Raw genomic sequence first — 23,015 nt, forward strand, 5'->3', positions numbered from 1 at the left:
GTTTCTAATTCATATCAGGCGTGAGTTAAGAATCTAAACTCATAACTTATCACTGATAACTCCTGACTTTTCAAAAAGCTATGTACGGGTGCGCTTGTGTCGGTTAGGTTGCTATAATCCGAAGCGCTAATGTTAAGAATTTTTACGGCAAGTTACTTTTTGGTGACTTGGTGGAGGAGTTTGTTGTTTTTCAGGTGTTCATGACTACATCAATAATTAACAGCCAGAAATTAAGCGACGAGCCTGGTAATTCCGATCTAAGGCTCAAAGATATTGTCAAAACCCTGCCACGGGAATGTTTTCAGCAGAACCGTCGCAAAGCTTGGACACAAGTAATAATCAGTGTCTTAGCAGTTGCCTTGGGCTATTACAGCTTGATTATCACTCCTTGGTTTCTTTTGCCCTTAGCTTGGATTTTTACGGGTACTGCTTTAACAGGTTTTTTTGTAATTGCTCATGATTGTGGTCACAGGTCTTTTGCCAAACGTCGTTGGGTAAATGATTTGGTGGGGCATTTCTTCATGATGCCGTTAATTTACCCCTTTCATAGTTGGCGGATTAAGCATAATTATCACCATACTCATACCAATAAACTGGATGAGGACAACGCTTGGCATCCAATCAGACCAGAAGTGTTTGAAAAGTGGGATAAAACCCGGCAGTCTGCTTTTGAACTGTTCATGCGTAAACGCTTCTGGTGGGTAGGTTCCATTGGACATTGGGCAGTTGTGCATTTTGATTGGCGGAACTTTAAAACTAAAGACCAATCGAGTATCAAGCTTTCTGTGGCTGTAGTAGTTGTGTTTGCAGCGATCGCTTTCCCGATTCTCATCGCCACAACTGGTATCTGGGGATTTGTCAAATTTTGGCTAGTGCCCTGGATGATTTACCATTTTTGGATGAGTACTTTTACTATTGTTCACCATACTGCCGCAGATGTTCCTTTTGTGACAGCGAACAAGTGGACCGAAGCTCTAGCACAGCTATTTGGCACTATCCATTGTGATTATCCGCGTTGGATAGAAATTCTGTGTCATGATATCAATGTTCATGTCCCTCATCATATTTCCACTGCGATTCCTTCTTATAATTTGCGGCTAGCTTACAGCAGCATCAAAGAAAATTGGGGGACTTATCTGCATGATGAGTGTCAGTTTTCTTGGCCTTTAATGAAGCAGATTACAGACCAGTGTCAACTGTACACAACTGATGTTGGCTATAAGACTTTCAACGAATATTATACAGAGCAATAAATAGCGCTGTGATTACACTCACGCTCTTGTACTAAGAGCGCTTATTATGCTGTGTTTAAATAGAATCTGGCAATTCTTTACTGACTAAAATTTTAGCTAAATTGCCAGAATTTATCCTCTTGATGTTAGCGATCGCTAGTTTCGTGGGCATCCTAGAAGTGAGATTATCTTGTCTCAAATAAAGTTCCGATTTATATCCAATCAAAAGAATCCAGTGCAATCAAATATCATCACGTTCAACAATCCTCCTGCCTGCGAAATATCTGAAGATACGACTAAATTACCTTTCACTCTTCAGAATTTAAAAGCTGCAATTCCTGCTGAATGCTTTCAGCCCAATGTGATAAAATCACTTTTTTACTTCTTTCGTGATATCTTGATTATCGGTCTGCTTTATGCAGTTGCTCATTACCTGGATTCTTGGCTTTTCTTCCCAATTTTTTGGTTAATGCAAGGAACAATGTTTTGGGCTTTGTTTGTAGTCGGACATGACTGCGGACACCAATCTTTTTCCAAGCATAAATGGCTCAATGATTTGATTGGACATCTTTCTCACACACCAATACTTGTTCCTTATCATGGTTGGCGGATTAGTCACAGAACCCATCATAAAAATACTGGCAATATCGATAACGATGAAAGCTGGTATCCTGTGACGGAATCAGAATACAAGGAGATGCCTTTAGCACAAAAGATAGGCAGATATTATGTTTTTCTATTGGCTTATCCTGTATATCTGTTTAAGCGTTCTCCTAATAAAGAAGGCTCTCACTTTTTGCCCAGCAGTTCGCTTTTCAAACCATCGGAAAAATTGGATGTCATCACTAGTACTGTACTTTTGATTGGTATGGTAGGTTTGTTGGGTTTTCTGACCTACCAATGGGGTTGGATGTGGTTGCTGAAATATTACGCCGTGCCCTACCTTGTGTTCATAATTTGGCTAGATTTGGTAACATTCTTGCACCATACTGAGCCAGACCTTCCCTGGTATCGTGGAGAAGATTGGACTTTCTTGAAAGGTGCGATTTCTAGCATTGACCGTAACTATGGTTTGATCAATCATATCCATCATGATATCGGTACTCATGTTGCTCACCATATATTCCTTAATATCCCTCACTACAATTTGCTGAAGGCAACTGAGGCAATAAAACCAGTAATGGGTGAGTATTTTCACAAATCGGAAGAACCAATTTGGAAGTCATTATGGAATTCATGTATCAGCTGCCATTTTGTCCCTGATACTGGTAGTAAAGTTTACTATACATCCAATAATAAGTTAGCTAAAGGCTAAGACTCAGATTCCCGACTTCTTTAAAGAAGTCGGGAATCTGGTATTTTCGTCAGTGTTTTCTGACTATTGACCGTTGATCACTCCCTGATTAAGATAAACTTTTATAAGAATTGCATTAAAGATTACCTTAAATAAACTTAGCTTTTGAGGGGCGTTGGCGTAGCCCGCCGCAGGCATCGCATATTACATTATTAATGCTTCTAGCTTTTGTCAGTATTTGAGCTTCCTTACCCTGCGGTAAAATAAAATAGATAGATGACGTTCGCGGATTCTTGCCCTACCCTTACAGGAAGATTTATTTTCTCCAAACTCTTGCTGTCTCAGTGGGTAAAGATTAACATATCTGTGGGCAGATGCAATGTTTCGTCAAACCAACCCTGTTCACAGTGAAAAACCCTTGGGCTGTGTACTTTTGATTCTGTTTAGCGTCAGTTAAGTTTATCTGCATGTAGTGACTTCAGATCATTACCTGCTAGGGTTATAAATCAGCACAGACTATACTATAGACAATTTACCCAAAACTCTTTCCAGCTTTAAAATCAGAGGTATCAATGATTATAAATAATTTTAGCAAACAAACAAATGAATTTAAGGAAACTAAAGTACTCAAAGCTAAACCACATTGGCAAGGACAGAATTTGAGCGATACTGTTGTCAAAAGTAAAGATACTAAGATGCAAGATACTGCACCTGATAGTTTGATTATCAATAGTTTGAATCGTGGTCGAGTTGCTATTTTTATTGATGGCTTAAGCCTATTTCATACAGCTTTACAACTGGGCATAGAAATTGACTACGTTAAATTGCTTTGTCGTTTAACCAACGGTTCAAGACTGTTGCGTGCTTTCTTTTATACTGGGGTTGATATCAATAATGAAAAGCAACAGGGTTTTCTATTGTGGATGCGTCGTAATGGCTATCGTGTAGTGGCAAAAGAACTCATTGTGCCAGCAGAGAATTTAAAAAAATCAAATCTGAACGTAGAAATTGCTGTAGACATGATAACTTTAGCTCCTTACTATGATACTGCGGTTTTAGTCAGTGGAGATGGAGATTTAGCATATGCTGTGAACGCTGTCAGCAGAATGGGGGTTAGGGTGGAAGTGGTCAGCCTGCAAACGACCACTAGTGAAAGCTTGATTGATGTTGCTGACTGCTTCATTGACCTCGATAGTATTAAAGCACACATTCAAAAAGATTCTAATCTTGGCTATAGTTATCGCACGCCGTCAAATTCAAACCTTTAAAACCTGATTTCAAATCTCTTTAAATCTACACTGAGCTATTGCAAGCCTCTAGAAGGTTTATTAGGTTGGGTGGGGCTTGAATCCCCATCCATACCCGTGCCAGTCCCCAAATGCCTACTTTAAACAAGGGTCAAAATCCATTTGTCTACCCCAAGTCTTGTTAATTGAAATGGATATTTTAATAGTTGAAGATGAACCAGAAATTGCTCATTTAATCGAACTATCTTTAGAAAAAGAAGGATTTTTTTGTCGGATTAGCCGCGATGGCATGAATGCTTTACGGATGTTTCAGGAGCAACCACCTGATTTAATCATTCTAGATTTAATGATTCCTGGTTTGGATGGGTTGGAAGTTTGTGCCAGAATTCGCCAGAAACCAGGTGCAAAAGATCCTTACATTTTGATGCTTACGGCTAAGGGTGAAGAAATCGATCGCGTCATTGGTCTGTCTACTGGTGCTGATGATTATATGATAAAACCCTTTAGCCCCAGAGAATTGGTAGCTAGGGTGCGGGCACTATTACGGCGTAGCCTCCGCCAAGGGGGACAACATCAAGTCAATCGTACCCAACACTTTATCGTAGATGTAGACCAGCGCACTGCCAGTCGTCAGATAAATTCTCAGGAGGTTGAAATTTTGGATTTAACTACCCTAGAATTTAACTTGCTAACTACCTTTGTCAGTAATCCTGGTAGAGTTTGGAACCGCACTCAACTAATTGATAAACTTTGGGGAGATAATTTTTTTGGCGATGAACGAGTGGTAGATACTCATGTAGCTCGGTTGCGAAAAAAGATTGAGCCTGATCCGGCAACTCCCACTTTTATTAAAACTGTTGTTGGGGTAGGCTATAAATTTGAAGATCCCCTGGTAGCGTAAATATTATGAAGATGGGGCTGAGAGGGCGGCTATTTTTCTCCCACTTAGTAGTAATGATCGTGGGGGTAGCTAGTTTGGTGAGTATCAGCAAAATCTCTTCCCCCCGCTTGTTTGTCTTGCATTTGGAACGATTAGAAAATCAGGGGTTCGACTTAATCGATGTCCGCACTGAATTGGTTACAGGATTTGAACTGGCTTGGCAGCGAAGCACAATTTGGTCAGTCTTAGTCGGGACTACCGCTGCTGGAGGATTAAGTTACTGGGTGTCTAGACGGATTATGCAGCGCTTGACAGAAATGGAACAAATCACCCAAAAATTTGCTGCTGGTCAGATGGATGCACGACTACCGATGTCTGACATTCCAGAACTTAATGGACTTGGTGCTAGTTTCAACCGGATGGCAGCCAGTTTAGAAGGGGTGGAAGTGCGGCGGCGAGAAGTGATTGGAGACATGACCCATGAACTACGGACACCGTTAACAGTTGTCCGTGGTTACTTGGAAGAACTGGCTGATGGGGAAATTGAAGCGTCTCCTGAGATTTATCGGCGTTTAGCTAGAGAAACTAAGCGTTTAGAGCGCTTGGTGAACGATTTACAAGAACTCTCTAAGGCAGAAGCTGGTTATTTGCCAATTAATATACAACGGGTAAATCTGCGTCCGTTGTTAGAGTCATTAGTGGAGAAATTTAGTGACCAGCTGTTGGAAGATGGGCCAGTTCTGCTTTTAGAATGTCCATCTGTGCTGCCTCCTGTATTGGCGGATATTGACCGTACAGAACAGGTGTTGGTTAATCTGCTAGGTAATGCAGTGCATTATACTAATGAAGGTTTAATTACGATTCGGGCTGGGACTGAAGGATCTCAACTCTGGATTGCGGTTATCGATACAGGTATTGGTATCGTTCCAGAAAATTTGCCCCATGTATTTGAGCGCTTCTGGCGAGCTGACCAATCGCGCGATCGCCATTCAGGAGGCACTGGTATTGGCTTAACTATTTCCCGTCGTTTGATTGAACTACAAGGCGGTCAGATTCAGGTAGAAAGCGAGTTGGGAATTGGCAGTACGTTTCGGTTTTTTCTGCCTTTGGCTTAAGATTTAGTGAAAATGCTTGAGATACAAGGGATTGACACAAGGTAGTCACTGTTGTGTCATACGCAATTGCTAGGTTGAAAGTATCCAAAATTCAATCCGCTTGGTGTTGGTGATATTTTGCCCAGGAAGATCCCCCAAACTCTCTTAAAAAGGCTGGCTCTAATTCCCTCCTTTTAAGAAGGGTTAGGGAGGAGCAAGCCAAAGCCTTAGCGGATTAATCCAAAATCTTATTTTTTGATGGGTGTGGAGATTTTGAAATTGTATAGAATATAACGTTAATTTGGCATTTGGGTAGAATTCTGTATGTCTACTTTTGTTCTGGCTGCTTTTTTGATTAGTTTAGTCAGTATTTCGGGTTACGCTGCGATCGCTTACCTGTTCCCTCAAAATCGTTCCTAAGACTGAGCAAATAACAATCTGTTGCTATTATTTGATTTACGGATCTTGGCTCAATGCCTTATTAGTCAGCAGTGACGATCGCGATCGCAAAGCCGTCGTATCCTTTGCTACCCACAGTCTGGATTGCCGTGGCGCTGACGCGCGGCTCAGAGGCAAGCAGTTCGTTGAAGCGACGCACCCCCTGGATGCTAGGATCGCTGCTGCTTTGATCAACCACCGCTCCGTTACGCACGACATTATCGGCGATGATCAAGCTACCGCGACGGGAAAGCTTGAGCGCCCATGTGAAGTAATCTGGATTGTTTGGCTTGTCGGCATCAATGAAGATCAGGTCAAATGGACTGTGACCCTCGGCGGCAATCTGTGGCAGCGTAAAGAGTGCCTGTCCGAGGCGCAGGTCAACGATATCGGCCAGACCAGCGCGGGCGATGTTGACACGGGCGACTTCGGCGTGCTTTGGGTTAGCCTCCAGCGTGATCAGACGGCCGTTGCTGGGTAGCGCCCGCGCCAGCCAGATAGTACTGTAACCGCCCAGCGTGCCAATCTCCAGGATGGTTTGCGCCCCTTGGATTTGTGCCAACAGCAGCAGCAGCTTGCCCTGATTCGGCGAAACATTGTGCGGTGGCAGTCCGGCCGCAGCGCTAGTCTGGAGAGCCGCATCCAGCGCGGGGTCAGGCGGCACAAGCAGATCGGTAAAGTAAGCGTCAACCGCAGTCCATTGTTCCTGAGTCATCCCATATCTCAACCCGCAATAAAATAGTCTTAATTATGTGTCAGAAATTGCTTCATTGGAGAGGATTGTAATAATTTCATTCAATGAACGATCGCGATCGCATTCTTCTGGTGTTTCCTTACCCAAAGAGGTTTCTTTCACCAAACGGTAAACATCAGCTGCTCCGTAAAAAATCCGCTCAGTCAGACCTAACTCTTTAAATGTTTCTGCAATCTCTTCCATTTCTCCTACCCAACGATGCGCTTTTGGTGTCATCGATGGAATCGAACGGGTTAATATGCTAGCAAGTTCCTTTTGGCTACTAGACACTTCATCCCATAGTTCCTTATCCAAGCCTAAACGATGGGCTGCAATTAGTAATTCTGTGCTAATTGCTGTAAGTCCTTTTGTCAGGGCTGCATAGGACATTTTCAACCCGGAAGCCTGACCAATTTCATCACCAATCACCCGCACATCCAAGCCATAATCTTGCAGTTGTTGGAGTTGACTTGCTTGTTTTCCTGAAGTATATATGCGGGTACGATTGGGAACTCGCGGTGGTGGGCCAATGATTGATGCATCTACGAATGTTCCGCCAACTGATTCGATGAGTTTGGCGATATTTATGACTTTTTGGGGTGCGATCGCATTACAGTCAACGTAGAGAATCTGTTTACCAACATTGCTGATCACCTCAGCAACCTGCTTTGCTGCTTCAGTCGCTGCTGCTGGGACTAGAACTGACAAAATTAAATTAGATTCAATTACCAGTTGCGTCAGGGAACCCACATCTTGGATGTTGGCTGCGGCTGCTAATTGCCGAGTTCGTTCACTGCGATTGTCTAGAGCAGCAATAGTTTTCAATCCATTTTGATTCAGAACAGCTGCGATCGCCTGTCCCATATCACCCGGACTTAAAATACCAATAGTTTGGATAGGCATGGAAAGTTTTATATTTACTTTGTGGCTAACAAGTTCATTCAGGTAATTGAGTCGTCAATAAACTACGATAAGTTGATATATAGGACTCCTATTTTAGTTTTGAACAGAAGTAGGAGAAACTACTGGTGGGTGTACAAGTCTAACTGAGAACAATGATAAGTCAATATTTCCAATTTACCAGATTAACGACGAGAGTATCATAGTAAGAGTCAACAGAGTCAACAGCACTTTGTGCGATACTACCGGAGGAAATGGTTGCCGCGATCGCGGAATTAGACGATTTGATTGCAGAACGTCGAGATTCTCGTGAGTTAAGAAAAACATATGCAATCCTGAACTGTACAGCATTAGAATAGACAGAATTGGGGTTACTTGACACCCGCATTATTTAGTAAAATTTGAATTATTTACTACAAAAATATCAAACAAATTTATGTAAATTATTGGTGTTTGTCCAAATTCAATCAACCACTGTCCAAATTCAATCAACGATTGTCCGAATTCAATCAACCACTGGCCGAATTTAATCAACGACTGTCCAAATTCAATTAACGACCGTCCGAATTCAATCAACCACTGGCCGAATTTAATCAACGACTGTCCGAATTTAATCAACGACCGTCCGAATTCAATCAACGACCGTCCGAATTCAATCAACGACCGTCCGAATTCAATCAACGACCGTCCGAATTTAAGAGTTAAAGAAGAAAAGGTTGAAACCCTATAATACCGATCGCCGCAACTCTGGAAAAACCTTAGACACCTTACTTAACACATAATCACCATAAGTTCCGCGAAAATCATGAACGTTAGCCTTATCCCAGCGATCGCTTGCATCATTATTCGCTACTATTTTATCTAGTTGAATCGGCTTGACTTCCACATCGAAATTGGGATCGAAAAAGAAGGGGAACGAAAGACGATGATTTTGGGACTGATTTTGCACACGATGAGGTGTAGAACGATACAAACCTCCTGTCATTTTCTCTAGCATATCGCCGATGTTGCAGACAAAGGAACCAGGAACGGGAGGCGCAGCAACCCAACTTGACTTGGATTTAATCTCTAATCCGCTTAAGTTGTCCTGCTTAAGAATGGTCAGAACGCCATAATCAGTATGTTCGCCAACGCCCCATATCGGTTTACCAGCTGACGGTGATAAATGAGGAGGATAGTTGAAGATGCGAAATAGCACTAGGGGATCACAAGTGTAACGGTCAGCAAAGTAGGATTCTTCCAATCCCAAACTCAGGGCTATACCAATCATCAGAGTGTGTCCCAAGTTTGTCATCGCCTCCATATATTCAAGCACTGTTTCGCCAAATTGGGGGATGTTGGCGGGGAAAAGGTTGGAACCATGCATAGGAGTACCAGCTTGCACTAGTGGGTGTTCTTCTGGCAATTGAGCGCCAAAATAAATACCTTCTTTCAAGTCGGGTTTACCGGATGTCAGTTCGCCACCAACGGGGAAATAACCTCGCCATGCAATACCTGCCAAAGCCATGCGGATTTTAAATTTAGTTTGCAAATCCTGGGCGAAAAACTGGCGGCTGAGTTCTTCAAGTCGCTGCTGCAAACTTTCGTCTACACCATGTCCGATAATATAGAAAAACCCTGATTCTCGACACGCTTGTTTGATTTGAGATCCGATGGAATAGCGATCGCCTTTTCCAGAAATCAAGGCGCTGATATCAATAATCGGGACGGATGAAAACCTTTTATCCACAACTTGCAAGTTTTTCATGTTCACCTTAGCAATATATATTCTTGGCTCCAGACTATTTGTCTTTTCACATCAGTAATCTTCGACGGTGAGTAGTTAAGTGGAGTGCTGAGTGTTGAGTTGGAGTCCTATTTGCTACTTCCCAGGCGGACAAAGTTGCTGCCCTCTTTGGGGAAGTTGCCGACATATTTGCTGGAATCCTTGAGGATTAAATTGCCACCAAGCAAATAATCCCAGACTTGTACCCCCCACAAGCAACGCCAATACCCCCCCCAGCATTACTAAGCGTTTACCCCGATTAGGTTTTGTAATTAACGTTGGTGGAATTTCTGGGGTTATAAGTGGTTCTTCTGGAAGATCCAAATCTAGATCCAAATCGAGATCCAAATCTAGCAGCGATCGCGAACTTTCTGGGGTTATAAGTGGTTCTTCTGGAAGATCCAAATCCAGATCCAAATCTAGCAGCGATCGCGAACTTTCTGTGAAGGAAATTGGTTCTTGTAGTTCTTCTTGTATTTCTGCTTCTATAATCTCTTCTGGCAACGCCGGAGTCACAGGTACTAAGTATTCTGGGGAGACACGGCAATAGGTGAGAACAACTGACGTATTATCACGCCCATTTTTTTCGTTTGCCAGGTTAATCCAGTTGCGAACAGCATCTTCAACTGTCAGTTGACCAGTTAACACGGGTTTAGCATAATCCTGCCAAGATTGTTCCACGCAGTTATTATCACTTAAACCATCAGAACACAGTAGCAAGATGCCATCTTCTTCCACAATGAATCGCTGAACCTTGAGACGCAAAGATTCTGCATCTCTTGTCCCCAATGCTTGAGTTAAGGCACTAGCATCTGGTCTAAGAAGTGCCTTTCGATACAAGCTTTTAGCAAAGCGGACTTCCCGCGTTGTGACATCATCATCTACTGTCAGTAGCTGACAATAATTGCGAGTAATCCAATAGGCACGGCTATCACCAACATTAGCTAAGTAAAGTTCATGGGTATTATTTGATTGCCACCCAGTACTCGTCTGCACTCGTTGTGGAACTTGCAACGCCATTACTATGGTTGTAGCCATGCGTTCTCTGCCTTGGCGTTTTTGTTCGTTATTACGGGCACAAATCACATTATTTATCACCCGTAAGCTTGCTTCTAGTTGTTCCTGCAACAACTCTGGTGGTACAAGTACGGTTTGTTCTGTTACCTCCGTTAGGAAAGCGCGAATTTGCAACTTTACAGACTGCACTGCCAACTTACTGGCAACCTCGCCGCCCTCGTGTCCGCCAATGCCATCGCAAACAATCGATAACTGCGGCAATAAAGGTTCATCTAAGTCACCTAAAGTATCGGGGTAGCAAGCGTCTTCATTTTGCACCATCAATGGGCCAATATCTGTAGAGCCTGCCACCTTCAAGACTAATGGCAATTCTGCCGCCGATGCTAGTAGTAAATTATTGAGTTGAATATTAATAGCTTCTAACTCAACCTCAGTTTCACACATCTGCTGAACTATGTTCTGTAACCCTTTGGCTACTGATGCCTTTGCAGACGCTACCCAAAACTGCCAACACTGCCCCAGATTCTGTAAACTCAGCTTCTCATCTGCTGGTGTTTGGTAGAGTTCCAACAGCCGCACACACCAACCTTGGACTCTCAAGTTGTCTACTACCAGTAAACTGCCGCTAAGTCCCAATTCTGATAAAGGTGTCCAAAGTTGGAGAATTTGCCACAGCCAATAAACTTGTCGTACTGCCGTTGCTTGCTCCCATGCCTCAACAATAGTTGGATAGATATTTCCGATCTCATTTATCGGCACATTTTCCAATAAGAGGATATCACTTGTATCTCCCTCAAGGTAACTAGCAAACCCATAAGCCTGAGGCAGGTGTAACCGTTCTTGATATAATCGTAGATAAGGAATTACTTCCTTTGGCAATTCTTCAGGTGCATCTGGCGAAAGTCCCGGTTGAGTATCCAGCCAAATCTGAGGACTAATTACCTCGTATCTATCTGCTACCTTTGTGCCTGGTGGAATTTGAGCAGACAATGAGCCAGTAGCCCAAAGATAGCGGTGAACCAAGGGAGTTTGGCAATTGGCACAAACACTATCTCCTATAGGATTAATCGGGCTATTACAGGCTGGATTTATACAATAAATTATCAGTTGAGTAGAAATCATAAAGGTAGAAATTTAAAAAACCAATCAACTCATGAATTTCGATTACATTTAGCTAGCAATGACTTGAAGGCTAGAATAGACTGGATTAATGTACTGCTAGCTACACCTTGTTACTGAAATTAATCAAAATTATTGGTAAAAAGACCAAGTTTTGCTTTCTGTAAATAACTTACGTCTGGGTGTATCTAATCGTATAAATGCATTTACGTCAATGTAAAGTTTAGGATGGCGCTATGCCAAGTTTTACCTTAATCTGGCTTCTGGCAGGAGCAGTTCTGTGTTTAATGGAATTGTTCTTACCATCGGCGTTTGTCGCCTTCATGATGGGAATTAGCGCTTTTGTGGTGGCGCTGCTGTCTGGAGTGGGTTTGGGAAGTGTATGGTTGCAAGTTGTAGTTTGGCTGTTGCTTTCCACCACACTAGTTTTGCTTTCCCGTCGGTTTTTGCAACCGCGACAACGCAAATCTAAAATTCGGGATGCAGTTATAGCTGAAACCTTAACAGAAATTCCGCCTGGGAAAACAGGGCGGGTGCTGTATGAGGGAAATTCTTGGCAAGCACGATGTGACGATGACAAATTCACCGTACCACCCCATCAAAGAGTTTATGTGGTCAGGAGAGAAGGTACTACCTTGATTGTGATACCAGAAAATTTGTTGAATTCTTAGGCATTGGGCATTGGACATTGGGCATTGGTATTCCCCTTATCTCCCCATCTCCCACTCCCTTCTCTTTGACATTTAATACTTAAAAATCAGGAGATTCACAATGGAACAGTTTTTTTTGCTAGTCTTTTTAGCCCTTGGTGGTTCTGCAGTAGCAGGGTCTGTAAAAGTTGTCAATCAGGGCAATGAAGCTTTGGTGGAAAGATTGGGTAGTTATAACAAAAAACTGGAACCAGGACTAAATTTTGTCATTCCTTTTGTAGATAGAATTGTTTACCAAGGAACTATCCGTGAAAAAGTTTTAGATATTCCTCCCCAACAGTGCATCACCCGTGACAACGTTGGTATTGAGGTGGATGCAGTGTTTTACTGGCGGATTGTGGATATGGAAAAAGCCTGGTATAAGGTAGAAAATCTCCAGTCGGCAATGGTAAACATGGTGCTGACTCAAATTCGCGCCGAAATGGGGCAACTGGAGTTGGATCAAACCTTTACTGCTCGTTCCCACATCAGTGAACTTTTGTTACGAGATTTGGACGTTGCTACCGATCCTTGGGGTGTGAAAGTAACACGGGTAGAACTGCGAGATATTATTCCGTCTCAGGCAGTGCGAGAATCGATGGAATTGCAAATGTCGGCAGAACGACGCAAACGGGCAGCAATTTTAACTTCTGAGGGCGATCGCGAAGCTGCCGTCAATAGCGCCAGAGGTAAAGCTGAGGCGCAAATCTTAGATGCCGAAGCTCGTCAAAAATCAGTAATTTTGCAGGCTGAAGCTGAACAAAAGGCGATCGTTCTGAAAGCTCAAGCTGAACGTCAGCAGCAGGTTCTAAAAGCACAGGCGATCGCAGAGTCATCAGAAATTATTGCCCAAAAGCTCCACAATAACCCCAATGCCAATAAAGCAGTGGAAGTTTTGTTTGCCTTGGGTTATCTCGATATGGGCGCGACAATTGGTAAAAGCGATAGCAGTAAGGTAATTTTTATAGATCCGCGCTCCATTCCTGCTGCCTTAGAGGGTATACGCTCTGTCGTTTCAGATGGTCAGGTTAACTCTAACGAATTGTTTTCTAAGCAAATACCAGGATTAGAAAATAACCGCCCTAGTTAACCCTCTTCTAATACAGCAGAATTCAAGTATTTGAACCACATCTGTCGTAGGGGCGCAAGGTCTTGCGCCCCTACCGCGTGGTCTATTTACCTGAAAATAGCTGTAAAAAGATGGGAATAAATTTTAGGCGATCGCACTTCTGCTAATTGTGGAATCAATGCGATTGTGGAAGATGTGGGATAAATTTTAGGCGATACGGTAAGCTAGCGCGATATCTACGACGGACTATTTCGCGTCGCACTTGTGTAATGTCAGGTTTTGGTTGTGCGATATCTACAACGGGCTATTTGATAAAATTACAATGGCTAGTCAGGGGAATGCGATGTCTACGACGGGCTACGCCTACGCACTACTTATCGCATTCTTCTGGTGATGAAATAATCAAGTTTCGATAAGTTGTAAATTATGACATTATCTATTCAGCCAACCACACAATTAAGTATAGAAGAGTTCTTAAAACTACCAAAAACCAAACCAGCAAGCGAATATTTTAACGGGCAAATATACCAAAAACCTATGCCACAGGGAGAACACAGTACATTACAAAGCAGTTTAGTTACAGCTATTAATCAGATTGCTAAACCGCAAAAAATTGCTTATGTCTTTCCTGAATTACGCTGTACATTTGAAGGTCGTTCAATAGTACCAGATATTGCAGTTTTTGAATGGCAAAGAATTCCATTGCTTCCTAATGGAAGAATTACAAATAAATTTGAAATTACCCCGGATTGGATAATTGAAATTCTCTCACCAGAACAATCACCCAACCGAGTTATCAGCAAAATTACATTTTCTATTCAAAATGGAGCAAAGCTAGGTTGGTTACTCGATTCGGCTGATGAGTCAATCATGATTTTTGAACCCAATAAATTACCGGAATTAAAAGAAAAACAAGATATTTTACCCGTTTTGAGTGTTTTGGAAAATTGGCAATTAACAGTTGCAAATGTATTTAGTTGGTTGAATTTTGCTTAAAAAAGTTCAACTAACTGATACCATTTATTTATGAAAATGCACATAATTAGCCTGCCTAAGCAGGCTTTGTTCTGGTAGCCCCGGACTTTAGTCTGTGGGAAAATTAAGTGTAACATCACATAAAATTGGTATAACTATTGACCAATAGCAGTAGATTGATTTACCTGGCATTGACTGCACAACCCAAAAAACTCTAGGGTGTGGTAAAAAACTTTAAACTTATGGCTGGATTCTAACTGGTCTTCTAGGTCATGAACGGGGCATTGATTAATCGGAATTGAGACACCGCATTGCAAGCAAGTAAGGTGGTGTTTGTCTTGCTGTGCTAGGCTGTAGAGGGCTTCACCGTTAGCTAAATTCCGCACTTGTACCATGCCTTCTAGTTTTAAGGCTTCTAGGGAGCGGTAAACTGTTGCTAAACCCATACTCTGATTTGTGTTACGTAGTTCTACGTAAATATCTTGGGCAGAAATGCCTTTTTTGACGGTTTTCAGGAGGTTGAAAATACGCTCTTGACTGCGGGTGCGTATGGCTCTCATAGACAATTATTTAAATATGCCACTGTAGTTGAAGCTGTTAGATGGGCTAATTGATCAATTAACTTTAACCGCTTCGTAATCTTATTTTCACTCAGTTGGAACAGAAAGTTATAGTATAGCGATCGCAGCATTCAGCAAAAGCCCGTGCAAACCAAGTATTTAGCCAAAATTTTCGTGACGCTTCGTCCTTCAGTATTAGACCCCGCTGGTGTGGCTGTACAATCCGGTCTTAAGCAACTGGGATACGAGAACGTTGACCAGGTGCGGATTGGCAAGTACATTGAACTCACCATCACCTCGACTGATGAAAAGAAAGCCCGTCAAGACCTTGATAACATTTGTGACCAAATGCTATCAAATCCCGTAATTGAAAATTACCGCTTTGATTTGATTGAGGTCGAAACACAGACTGGGGTATTTTAGGGATTGGGCATTGGGCATGAGGCATTGGTCAAGAATCAATAGTTCTTCCCCCCCTGCCTCCCCTGCTCCCATGCCTCCCTTGCTCCCCCTACTCCCCACTCTCTTGACTAATCATGAAATTTGGTGTTGTTGTTTTTCCAGGTTCTAATTGCGATCGCGATGTTGCTTATGTAACCAGAGATTTGCTCTTACAACCGACTCGCATGGTTTGGCATCAAGAAACAGATATTGCTGATTTAGATGTCGTGATCATCCCTGGTGGCTTTAGTTACGGAGATTATTTGCGCTGCGGTGCGATCGCCCGGTTTTCACCTGTGATGCAGCAGGTTGTGGAACACGCCCGAAAAGGTAAGTTTGTCCTCGGTATTTGCAATGGTTTTCAGGTATTAACTGAAGCTGGACTTTTGCCAGGGGTGTTGACTAGAAATCGGGATTTACATTTTATTTGCGATCGCGTTCCCTTAAAAGTTGAGCGGACTAATCTCTCATGGACGCAAGCTTATACCAATGGTGAAGTCATTACTTTGCCCATTGCCCACGGAGAGGGGCGATTCTACGCTGATAAAGCCACTCTTGCAGAAATTGAAGATAACGGGCAAGTTGTGTTTCGCTATGAAGGGGAAAATCCTAACGGTTCATTGAACAACATTGCCGGCATTTGCGATCATCAGGGCAATGTGTTGGGAATAATGCCGCACCCTGAAAGGGCGTCAGACGCGATGCTAGGGAGTAGCGATGGCTTAAGGTTATTTCAGGGCTTGCTGGAGAAAATAACAGCATTAGCGTAGAGCAAATATCGGGTGAGTATGTTGGGCCACAGAGCGATCGCTGTCTGAAAGATAGATGAAGATTCTTCTACAGACAGCGATCGCTCGAATGAATAACTGGCAACTTGGGTTAATATCGCATCTGGTTAATCCAAAATCTGTCTTAGAAAACCGCCACTCTGACTTTACGCAAAATCTCAAATTGCCTCACCATCCCCAAGTACCAGGAGCGCCTTTGAATGGCCCAACAATATCACTGGTAACCCAACCGCCGTAGAAGTTACCTGGTTGTGGTTGCACCTCTTCGCCATTCACGTAGCATTTATCCATTATATGAGCGTAAAAAGCTACATAGTCCTTCATAGTTTCAAACGCTGGTGTAGGGTTAGGGTAGAACCAGGCAGCATTATGGACTTCTTTTTCACCAGCTCGGATTGTGTAGTAACCAGCACTTCCCTTCCACTCGCAAAAGCTAGACTGCGGTGCAAGCTGCAAATATTCCATTTTGATATCCGCAGGGGGAATGTAGTAAGAAGGAGGATGACTAGTTTCTAAAACACGTTTGGCGTTGTGGGTATCCGCAATTATTACTCCGTTAAAGATTATTTGGATATGTTTACTTGTGTCCTCCAGACGAGGAGGACGAGGGTAATCCCAAACTGATTCTTGTCCGGGAGCGGGTTCGATGCGTTGAGAATTAACCATCGTCACAGTCCGTTGTAGACATCACTTTTCCAAATTAACAAATTAACGTACCTCTTTAAGAGTATCAATTTGCTTGGTAAACAACTCAGTGAATAAACTAAGCACAGTCCGGTTTTCACGGACTTTTATATTGGCACTGATGGACATACCTGATTGCAAGGTAACGTTTTTACCCTTAATTACTAAGGATTGTTTATCCAATGAAAGCTTTGCCGGAAATCTATAAAACTGATGTGTTTGGTCTGGCGGTAATGCGTCTGATCCTATGCCAATCACTTCCCCTTTGATATCGCCAAATTCGCTGTAAGGAAAGGAGTCAATTCTGACATCTACCTTCATGCCTTTTCGCACAAAACCAATATCTTTGTTAGTGATGAAAACTTCAGCTATATAGTTTTCAGTTGGGACAATTTGCAGCAGTTTTGTAGTCGGAGTCGCTACAAATCCAGGGTTTTTTGCTTGTAAATCGAAAACTGTTCCGGCTACAGGCGCACGGAGTTCTTCATATTTAACATTTAACTGTGCTTGAGAGATTTTACTATTGACATCTGCCAAATGCTGCTCATTATCCAGTACAACTTTCATGAATTGGCTATCGATTTCGGCAATGTGCTGTTTGTTCTCAGCTATCTTATCCAAAATGCTTTTATCAGAAAGAGCCACTGTATTGCTTAACTCTTGTCGTCCTTTTTCTATATCAAACTGGAGGCGTTTGTGTTCCTCACCTAATTGTGCTACTTCTGCCGTGCGGTTTTGTACTTCTTGTTGCTGGTTGAGATACTGAAGTTGAGAAATGCCACCTTCTTCTGCTAATATCTTCAACTTATCTAAAACGTGCTTTTGAATAGCTAAACTAGCTTTACTATCTTCCAGCTTAAATTTATTTTGACTAAGTTGTTTTTTGGTTTTTTCTACTTCTAATTCTGCCGCCGCAGACCGAGAATCTAATTCTCTTTTGGCAACTCGTAGACGTTGCTGTTCATCAATACCTAGCGCATAATCTTGACCGGAATTTTTTAATTGAGTCCGTAATAATTCATTTTCTCCTACTAAAGCTGCCCGACTTTTCAGCAAAAAAGCAGTTTCTTGTGGCAAATTACCGCGCAAATATAACAGTTCAGACCCCGTGGCGGTACTTGCACCCAACAATCGGCGATAAATCTGGTTTTCTTTAATTAATGCAAGGCGAATTTTATAAAAAGAATTTAATTCAGCAACAGAAGCGATGGAATCAAAAGTCAGCAGTGGATCTCCTGGCTTTACCTCTTGTCCATCTTTAACATAAACCGTTTTTACCACTCCACTAACAGGAGCCTGAACATCTTTGACTGTTCCTTGCGGTTTTAATTGCCCTGTTGCTGGTACTACTTGCTCAATTTTTGCAAAATAAGCCCAAGCAATTGCAAAACAGGCTAGTCCCATTAGGGTGACCATAATTGTCCGCGACCAAATTGGAGATTGGCGCAAGACAACTGATTGCTCAAATTCCTGAGTGTTTGAGTTAATTAATGGCTCTTGAGCAGCTTTCTGTTGTTTTGTAAGTACCCGTGAATCTTGCTTGACTCCGTTTTTCTGATTACCGTTTTTCTGATTGCCGTTGAGGTGATTCCCATTAAGTTGAGTCATAACGATTTTGGATTTTAGATTTTGGATTTTTTGTAGGGTGGGCAGTATTTCTCGATACCGAGAACCTAGATTTTGATATTTGTGACAGTGCCTAATCTACGTTGATTGCTACATCTATGGAATGTTGGTCAAACTGAAAATCCTTTGATGCCATGCCCCCAGCCATGACTAATTACAAGTTCACATCTTGTTGCTGATATAAGTAATAATAATGACCTTTAGTTCCCATTAATTCGTGATGGCTGCCTTGTTCTATAACCCTGCTATTATCCATCACAACGATCATATCTGCATTACTCACAGTATTCAGTCGGTGGGTAATAAAAAATACTGTTTCACCCTTGAATGCTTTGGCTAAATTGAGACATATTTGCCGTTCTGTGGGATAATCTAATGCGCTAGTTGCTTCATCTAAAACTAATAATTTTGGTCGTTGTAAAACAGAGCGGGCGATCGCAATTCTTTGTCGTTGTCCACCTGAAAGTGCAGAACCCCGTTCTCCCACCCGCGTATTGTAACCGTTGGGCAAGTTCATCACAAACTCGTGGGCGCACGCAACTTGAGCCGCTTCGATAATTTCTTCGGTTGTCGCATCGGGATTGGTTAGGGCAATATTTTCCTGAACGCTGCCGTCAAATAATAACGTTTCTTGGGGAACTACGCCAATTTGTCGTCGTAGTGAATAAAGTTCTACTTTGGCAATATCATAACCATCAATCAAAATTCTGCCGGACTCGGTTTCGTAAAGTCTGAGCAGTAACTTCATCATCGTACTTTTACCAGAGCCACTTTGTCCGACAATGCCGACAAATTTCCCTGGTGCAAATTCGAGGTTGACATTAGAAAGTTGTAAAGGGCCACTTGTGCCAAAGCGGAAGGAAACATTTTCGTATTTGACTGCCCCCTTAATCGTAGGCAAGGGTATATTGTAGCGGTCTGTTTCTCCTTCTTGTGGTGTATCGACAATATCGCTTAAACGTTCTAAAGATAATGCAGTTTCTTGGAAGCTTTGCCAGAGTTGAGCCAAGCGCAATATTGGGCTGGTGACGTAACCCGATATAATCCTAAAGGCAATTAATTCGCCTAAAGTTAAATCTCCTTGGAGTACCAGATAAGCTCCTACCCATAAAACTAGTAAGCTGCTGAGTTTGTTGAGAAAGTTGCTGGTGGAATTGGCGAGGGTGGAAGTCACAACGGTTTTAAAACCAGCGGCGACAAACCGAGCGTAACGCTCTTGCCAGGAAAAGCGCGATCGCAATTCGATGTTTTGCGCTTTTACTGTTTGAATTCCTGACATCACCTCCACTAAATAAGATTGAGTTTCGGCGTTGCGTTCGGCTTTGCCACGTAACTGTCGGCTAATGGTGGGAGAAGCAATTAAGATAACAATCACAAACACTGGAATCGTGCTTAAGCCTACCAAGGTGAGTTGCCAACTGTAGATCAGCATCACACCGATATAGACCACCGAAAACAGAGCATCTAACCCCACTGTTAAGGCAGTACCAGTCAAGAATTGACGGATATTTTCTAATTCGTTGATCCGAGTGGAAAGTTCACCCACCGGTCGGCGTTCAAAGTAGCGCAGCGGTAGACGTAGTAAGTGGTCGATGATTTCCGACCCTAAACCCATATCGATCCGATTGGTAGTATCGACAAATAGGTAGGTTCGTAAGGTAGTCAACACTGCTTCAAATATCCCGACTACTAATAGCAAAACACCCAAAATATGTAGAGTACCAATACTATTTTGAGTGATAACTTTGTCGATAATTAACTGGACTACCAGAGGATTTGCCAACGCTGCCAACTGCACGAAAAAGGAAGCGACAAAGACCTCTATCAGGACTCGACGGTAGCGTGATAAATAGGGCAGAAACCACCGTAAACTAAAGCGCTCTTGAGGTGTTTCTTTGGTAGCACTGAGCAGTAATACTCTAACTTTGGGCGGAAAGTTGGTTGGATCAACATCTAATTGTTCAACCAATTGAGCGGGTTTGCAGCGGACAATTCCTTGGGATGGGACACCCACAACCATGCTATTTGCATCTGCTGCATATAAAACGGCAAAACTATCATCATAGCGAATCAATGCCGGTGTAGGGATGCGCGTCACTGAAGCGATTGGTAGCTCTATCAATTGCGCCTTCAGTCCGATTAACTCTGCCAAGTAAGCAGTAACTTGAAACGATATACTACCCTGACGTTTGACTTGCTCAGTTAAAATGCGGCGAACCACTTCTCGACGAAACGGCATTTCTAAATGCTTCGCAATCATTTGGAAGCAGGCGAAGGCTGTATTTAATTCTCCCTTACCACTAAAAAACGGGTATTTGAGTTTTGACGAACTATTTGAGGTATCGGGGGCTGTCTGTGGAACTATTTCGTCCGACGCGTAGGGAATATCTAGTTCGTCTTGGCTATCTGATTTGGTGTCACTTACCGCAAGTACTATCTGATGACTATTTTCCAACATCAAATCTGACGGATGTATACCAAGCAACCGGGCGGGGTTTTGACCTATAACCTGGATCTTGTCTCTGTCATCGTATGATTCTAAGCGATCGCCAGGTGAGAAATTCGTTACTGTACCACCACTCACAAACCAGACGCTTTCGTTATCCAGTTGGTTGAATGAAGTTTTCCCTGAAGGGAGGTAATGAATTTTCGCATGTGGTAAGGCGTTTTCTGCCAGTTCTTTGAGATTTAAAGTCGCGATCGCTTGCTGTTTCCAATAGAAACTGAGAATGTCGAAAACTTCCACCAAATAACTGCGGTTCTTGCGAGCATCGGCAAAAGCTGGGTATAAAGCGATAAAACTAAAATATGCCTCTGCACTCAAGGTTAAACATACTACTTCGGTGGAGGCGATCGCTGTCTCACAGGCGATATCGCGCAACAAACCAATTTCGCCGATAATTTCCCCCGGTTGGAGTAATTTTAGGGTGATTGGCATTTGCGTGTGGGGATCATATCCCAACAGGCGCACTTGTCCCTCATAAATTATGGTGATGCGTTCCGGGAGACTTTCTTTTCCAATAATTTTCTGACCGATGCGATAGCGCCAGGCTTGCAGCTGTTCTGATAGATTAGCGATCGCCTCATCTGGTAATTGGTCAAACCCTTCTAAGGTAGTGATAAATTCGGGAAAAGCGTTCTTAATATAAGTCATATAAGACAAGTCGAAGGTGAAAGTGAGGAATAAAGTCGAAAATATTAGGGACTATCTCTTTTACTAACAGTGGCAGTTTTTGGTTTTATGCCAGTAGCAGCAATACTTCTGTGGCATTCAGTGTGCTTAAATATGTAGAAGCACAAAGGGTAAATTCGTCTAATTGCAGACCTGCATTCAGATCACATTACAACTGTTATCCGTTATTCAAAACAAAAGTTTAAATAGATCGAGGAAAACTTCTCACTTACTTCACACTACATAATTTATACTATCTTAAAATTAATATTTAGTATTGCAAGTATGCAACATGGATACTCCTCATCAAACCAAAACACAGAAACACGGTTGTTAAACTTAGTGTTGCATATTTTAATTTATGATAATCAACATGAAACTATCACAGATGCTTTCCTAAGTAAATACCCTAATTAAAGATTATGTAATAAAAAAACTTTAAATTTCTGAATTATTTTTACAAATTCTTAAATATAGAGATTCACAGTATCACTGATAGCGAAAGACAGTGAGCTTTCCTTGGAAAACAGCGCCATGCCCGATTGTAAAAGAATCCTTCATCACTTTTTTGCTAGCTTAATTTAATAAAAATTAACTCCAGAAGTAAAGGCGAAGATTTTTGTCAGCGTAGAGGAATTAACTATTAAATTTATGAAGGAAAGCTAATAACTGCCTTCAGTAAATTTACTAGTTTAATTAATATCAAATCTATTTCATTGTTATGGATAAATATAGCCCCATCCCGCAAGGGGGGATGAGGATGTTCAAACTTGCTAAGTAATTACCCAATTTTAATATTACACAGCATTGACACTAAAATTTACCTGCACAATCACATTGTTGTAATCTTTATCACTACCATTTGGTAAATCCTCAAAACCAAAGGGATTATTTTCCAACAGTCGAATGTGATCTACGTGATCTGAGTTAGCACCCAAGAATGCAAAGTAAACCTTCGGATTATTATTGGCATTACTATCAAGAATCGCATCGAATCTACCATATATATTGTTTACTCTAATTTTCAGCAAAATTTAAGTAAATACACTAGGTAAGAGCCAGTTTAGGATTTATGCAAAGGCTTGATTAGCGATCGCATTTACATATCAAGGTGTCAATGGAAATTATAGCGGTTCTCACTTCGATGCAATACATTCTGAACCTCACCCCGCATTTGAGGCACGCAAACACTCCCCTCTGCGAACTGGAGAGGGGTTGGGGATGAGGTTTAAAAATGTACTTCATGCAAACGAGAACCGCTATATTACTAGCGAATAAAACAACCCCATCCC

20 protein-coding genes and 1 pseudogene are annotated in these 23,015 nt (G+C 42.2%); 10 read left to right on the forward strand and 11 right to left on the reverse strand.

Going from position 1 to position 23,015, the window contains the following annotated elements:
- Positions 1-200: 200 nt before the first annotated feature.
- The 5 genes from V7K46_RS17795 to V7K46_RS17815 all read left to right on the forward strand — a co-directional run bounded on the left by V7K46_RS17795 (position 201) and on the right by V7K46_RS17815 (position 5,768).
- Positions 201-1,253 carry a fatty acid desaturase gene (locus tag V7K46_RS17795; protein ID WP_335115364.1) on the forward strand — a complete coding sequence of 351 codons (1,053 nt, stop codon included), beginning with the start codon at positions 201-203 and terminating at the stop codon, positions 1,251-1,253.
- 214 nt (positions 1,254-1,467) lie between these two features.
- A complete protein-coding gene (locus V7K46_RS17800) occupies positions 1,468-2,547 on the forward strand; it encodes a fatty acid desaturase (protein WP_334971679.1) in 1,080 nt (359 codons plus the stop codon).
- A 551-nt stretch (positions 2,548-3,098) separates the two neighbouring features.
- Positions 3,099-3,794, forward strand: a complete 696-nt coding sequence (locus V7K46_RS17805; protein WP_335115366.1) for a LabA-like NYN domain-containing protein — start codon at positions 3,099-3,101, stop codon at positions 3,792-3,794.
- Between the two features lie 169 nt (positions 3,795-3,963).
- Positions 3,964-4,674: a response regulator transcription factor gene (locus tag V7K46_RS17810; protein ID WP_273769498.1), complete on the forward strand. Its 711-nt coding sequence runs from the start codon at positions 3,964-3,966 to the stop codon at positions 4,672-4,674.
- Between the two features lie 5 nt (positions 4,675-4,679).
- A complete protein-coding gene (locus tag V7K46_RS17815; protein WP_335115368.1) occupies positions 4,680-5,768 on the forward strand; it encodes a sensor histidine kinase in 1,089 nt (362 codons plus the stop codon).
- 460 nt (positions 5,769-6,228) lie between these two features.
- On the opposite strand, the gene V7K46_RS17820 is transcribed toward V7K46_RS17815, so the two are convergent.
- The 5 genes from V7K46_RS17820 to V7K46_RS17840 all read right to left on the reverse strand — a co-directional run bounded on the left by V7K46_RS17820 (position 6,229) and on the right by V7K46_RS17840 (position 11,722).
- A complete protein-coding gene (locus V7K46_RS17820; RefSeq protein WP_335115370.1) occupies positions 6,229-6,900 on the reverse strand; it encodes an O-methyltransferase in 672 nt (223 codons plus the stop codon).
- A gap of 33 nt (positions 6,901-6,933) precedes the next feature.
- A complete protein-coding gene (locus V7K46_RS17825; protein WP_335115372.1) occupies positions 6,934-7,821 on the reverse strand; it encodes an NAD(P)-dependent oxidoreductase in 888 nt (295 codons plus the stop codon).
- 384 nt (positions 7,822-8,205) lie between these two features.
- Positions 8,206-8,499, reverse strand: coding sequence for a hypothetical protein (locus tag V7K46_RS17830; protein ID WP_335115374.1), 294 nt, complete (start codon positions 8,497-8,499; stop codon positions 8,206-8,208).
- Positions 8,500-8,542: 43 nt separating this feature from the next.
- Positions 8,543-9,565: an isopenicillin N synthase family dioxygenase gene (locus V7K46_RS17835; protein WP_335115376.1), complete on the reverse strand. Its 1,023-nt coding sequence runs from the start codon at positions 9,563-9,565 to the stop codon at positions 8,543-8,545.
- Between the two features lie 114 nt (positions 9,566-9,679).
- The gene (locus V7K46_RS17840; protein WP_335115378.1) at positions 9,680-11,722 is read right to left on the reverse strand and encodes a protein phosphatase 2C domain-containing protein; all 2,043 of its coding nucleotides are present in this window, start codon (positions 11,720-11,722) and stop codon (positions 9,680-9,682) included.
- A gap of 233 nt (positions 11,723-11,955) precedes the next feature.
- Between V7K46_RS17840 and V7K46_RS17845 the strand changes: the two genes are divergently transcribed.
- The 3 genes from V7K46_RS17845 to V7K46_RS17855 all read left to right on the forward strand — a co-directional run bounded on the left by V7K46_RS17845 (position 11,956) and on the right by V7K46_RS17855 (position 14,473).
- Entirely contained in the window at positions 11,956-12,390 is a 435-nt protein-coding gene (locus V7K46_RS17845; protein ID WP_334956101.1) for an NfeD family protein, read from the forward strand.
- 100 nt (positions 12,391-12,490) lie between these two features.
- The gene (locus tag V7K46_RS17850) at positions 12,491-13,498 is read left to right on the forward strand and encodes an SPFH domain-containing protein (RefSeq protein ID WP_335115380.1); all 1,008 of its coding nucleotides are present in this window, start codon (positions 12,491-12,493) and stop codon (positions 13,496-13,498) included.
- Between the two features lie 405 nt (positions 13,499-13,903).
- Positions 13,904-14,473 (forward strand): Uma2 family endonuclease, encoded by a 570-nt coding sequence (locus V7K46_RS17855; protein ID WP_335115382.1) that lies wholly within the window; start codon positions 13,904-13,906, stop codon positions 14,471-14,473.
- Between the two features lie 134 nt (positions 14,474-14,607).
- Here the strand turns inward: V7K46_RS17855 and V7K46_RS17860 are convergent, their stop codons facing one another.
- Entirely contained in the window at positions 14,608-15,012 is a 405-nt protein-coding gene (locus V7K46_RS17860; RefSeq protein ID WP_298912765.1) for a Fur family transcriptional regulator, read from the reverse strand.
- A 144-nt stretch (positions 15,013-15,156) separates the two neighbouring features.
- On the opposite strand from V7K46_RS17860, the gene purS reads away from it, so the two are divergent.
- Complete coding sequence (gene purS, locus V7K46_RS17865; protein ID WP_292720146.1) at positions 15,157-15,435, forward strand: phosphoribosylformylglycinamidine synthase subunit PurS; 279 nt, start codon at positions 15,157-15,159, stop codon at positions 15,433-15,435.
- A 113-nt stretch (positions 15,436-15,548) separates the two neighbouring features.
- Positions 15,549-16,223 (forward strand): phosphoribosylformylglycinamidine synthase subunit PurQ, encoded by a 675-nt coding sequence (gene purQ, locus V7K46_RS17870; protein ID WP_335115384.1) that lies wholly within the window; start codon positions 15,549-15,551, stop codon positions 16,221-16,223.
- Here the strand turns inward: purQ and V7K46_RS17875 are convergent.
- The 5 genes and pseudogenes from V7K46_RS17875 to V7K46_RS17895 all read right to left on the reverse strand — a co-directional run.
- Positions 16,215-16,403 (reverse strand): hypothetical protein, encoded by a 189-nt coding sequence (locus V7K46_RS17875; protein ID WP_335115386.1) that lies wholly within the window; start codon positions 16,401-16,403, stop codon positions 16,215-16,217. The genes purQ and V7K46_RS17875 overlap by 9 nt on opposite strands.
- 6 nt (positions 16,404-16,409) lie before the next feature.
- Positions 16,410-16,907: a DUF427 domain-containing protein gene (locus tag V7K46_RS17880; RefSeq protein ID WP_335115388.1), complete on the reverse strand. Its 498-nt coding sequence runs from the start codon at positions 16,905-16,907 to the stop codon at positions 16,410-16,412.
- Between the two features lie 42 nt (positions 16,908-16,949).
- A complete protein-coding gene (locus V7K46_RS17885; protein WP_335115390.1) occupies positions 16,950-18,533 on the reverse strand; it encodes an HlyD family efflux transporter periplasmic adaptor subunit in 1,584 nt (527 codons plus the stop codon).
- 172 nt (positions 18,534-18,705) lie between these two features.
- A complete protein-coding gene (locus tag V7K46_RS17890; RefSeq protein ID WP_335115392.1) occupies positions 18,706-21,705 on the reverse strand; it encodes a peptidase domain-containing ABC transporter in 3,000 nt (999 codons plus the stop codon).
- An 815-nt stretch (positions 21,706-22,520) separates the two neighbouring features.
- Positions 22,521-22,724, reverse strand: a pseudogene (locus tag V7K46_RS17895) (DUF4114 domain-containing protein); the annotation flags it as partial.
- Between the last annotated feature and the right edge of the window lie 291 nt (positions 22,725-23,015).

It is taken from the genome of Nostoc sp., from assembly GCF_036917395.1.
Lineage (GTDB): Bacteria > Cyanobacteriota > Cyanobacteriia > Cyanobacteriales > Nostocaceae > Nostoc.

Coding starts and splice junctions, on each gene's coding strand:
- V7K46_RS17880 (WP_335115388.1), bottom strand. CDS start 16,907: ATGGTTAATTCTCAACGCATCGAACCCGCTCCCGGACAAGAATCAGTT.
- V7K46_RS17890 (WP_335115392.1), bottom strand. CDS start 21,705: ATGACTTATATTAAGAACGCTTTTCCCGAATTTATCACTACCTTAGAA.
- purQ (WP_335115384.1), top strand. CDS start 15,549: ATGAAATTTGGTGTTGTTGTTTTTCCAGGTTCTAATTGCGATCGCGAT.
- V7K46_RS17805 (WP_335115366.1), top strand. CDS start 3,099: ATGATTATAAATAATTTTAGCAAACAAACAAATGAATTTAAGGAAACT.
- V7K46_RS17855 (WP_335115382.1), top strand. CDS start 13,904: ATGACATTATCTATTCAGCCAACCACACAATTAAGTATAGAAGAGTTC.
- V7K46_RS17840 (WP_335115378.1), bottom strand. CDS start 11,722: ATGATTTCTACTCAACTGATAATTTATTGTATAAATCCAGCCTGTAAT.
- V7K46_RS17795 (WP_335115364.1), top strand. CDS start 201: ATGACTACATCAATAATTAACAGCCAGAAATTAAGCGACGAGCCTGGT.
- V7K46_RS17860 (WP_298912765.1), bottom strand. CDS start 15,012: ATGAGAGCCATACGCACCCGCAGTCAAGAGCGTATTTTCAACCTCCTG.
- V7K46_RS17825 (WP_335115372.1), bottom strand. CDS start 7,821: ATGCCTATCCAAACTATTGGTATTTTAAGTCCGGGTGATATGGGACAG.
- V7K46_RS17850 (WP_335115380.1), top strand. CDS start 12,491: ATGGAACAGTTTTTTTTGCTAGTCTTTTTAGCCCTTGGTGGTTCTGCA.
- V7K46_RS17820 (WP_335115370.1), bottom strand. CDS start 6,900: ATGACTCAGGAACAATGGACTGCGGTTGACGCTTACTTTACCGATCTG.
- V7K46_RS17835 (WP_335115376.1), bottom strand. CDS start 9,565: ATGAAAAACTTGCAAGTTGTGGATAAAAGGTTTTCATCCGTCCCGATT.
- V7K46_RS17885 (WP_335115390.1), bottom strand. CDS start 18,533: ATGACTCAACTTAATGGGAATCACCTCAACGGCAATCAGAAAAACGGT.
- V7K46_RS17810 (WP_273769498.1), top strand. CDS start 3,964: ATGGATATTTTAATAGTTGAAGATGAACCAGAAATTGCTCATTTAATC.
- V7K46_RS17845 (WP_334956101.1), top strand. CDS start 11,956: ATGCCAAGTTTTACCTTAATCTGGCTTCTGGCAGGAGCAGTTCTGTGT.
- V7K46_RS17815 (WP_335115368.1), top strand. CDS start 4,680: ATGAAGATGGGGCTGAGAGGGCGGCTATTTTTCTCCCACTTAGTAGTA.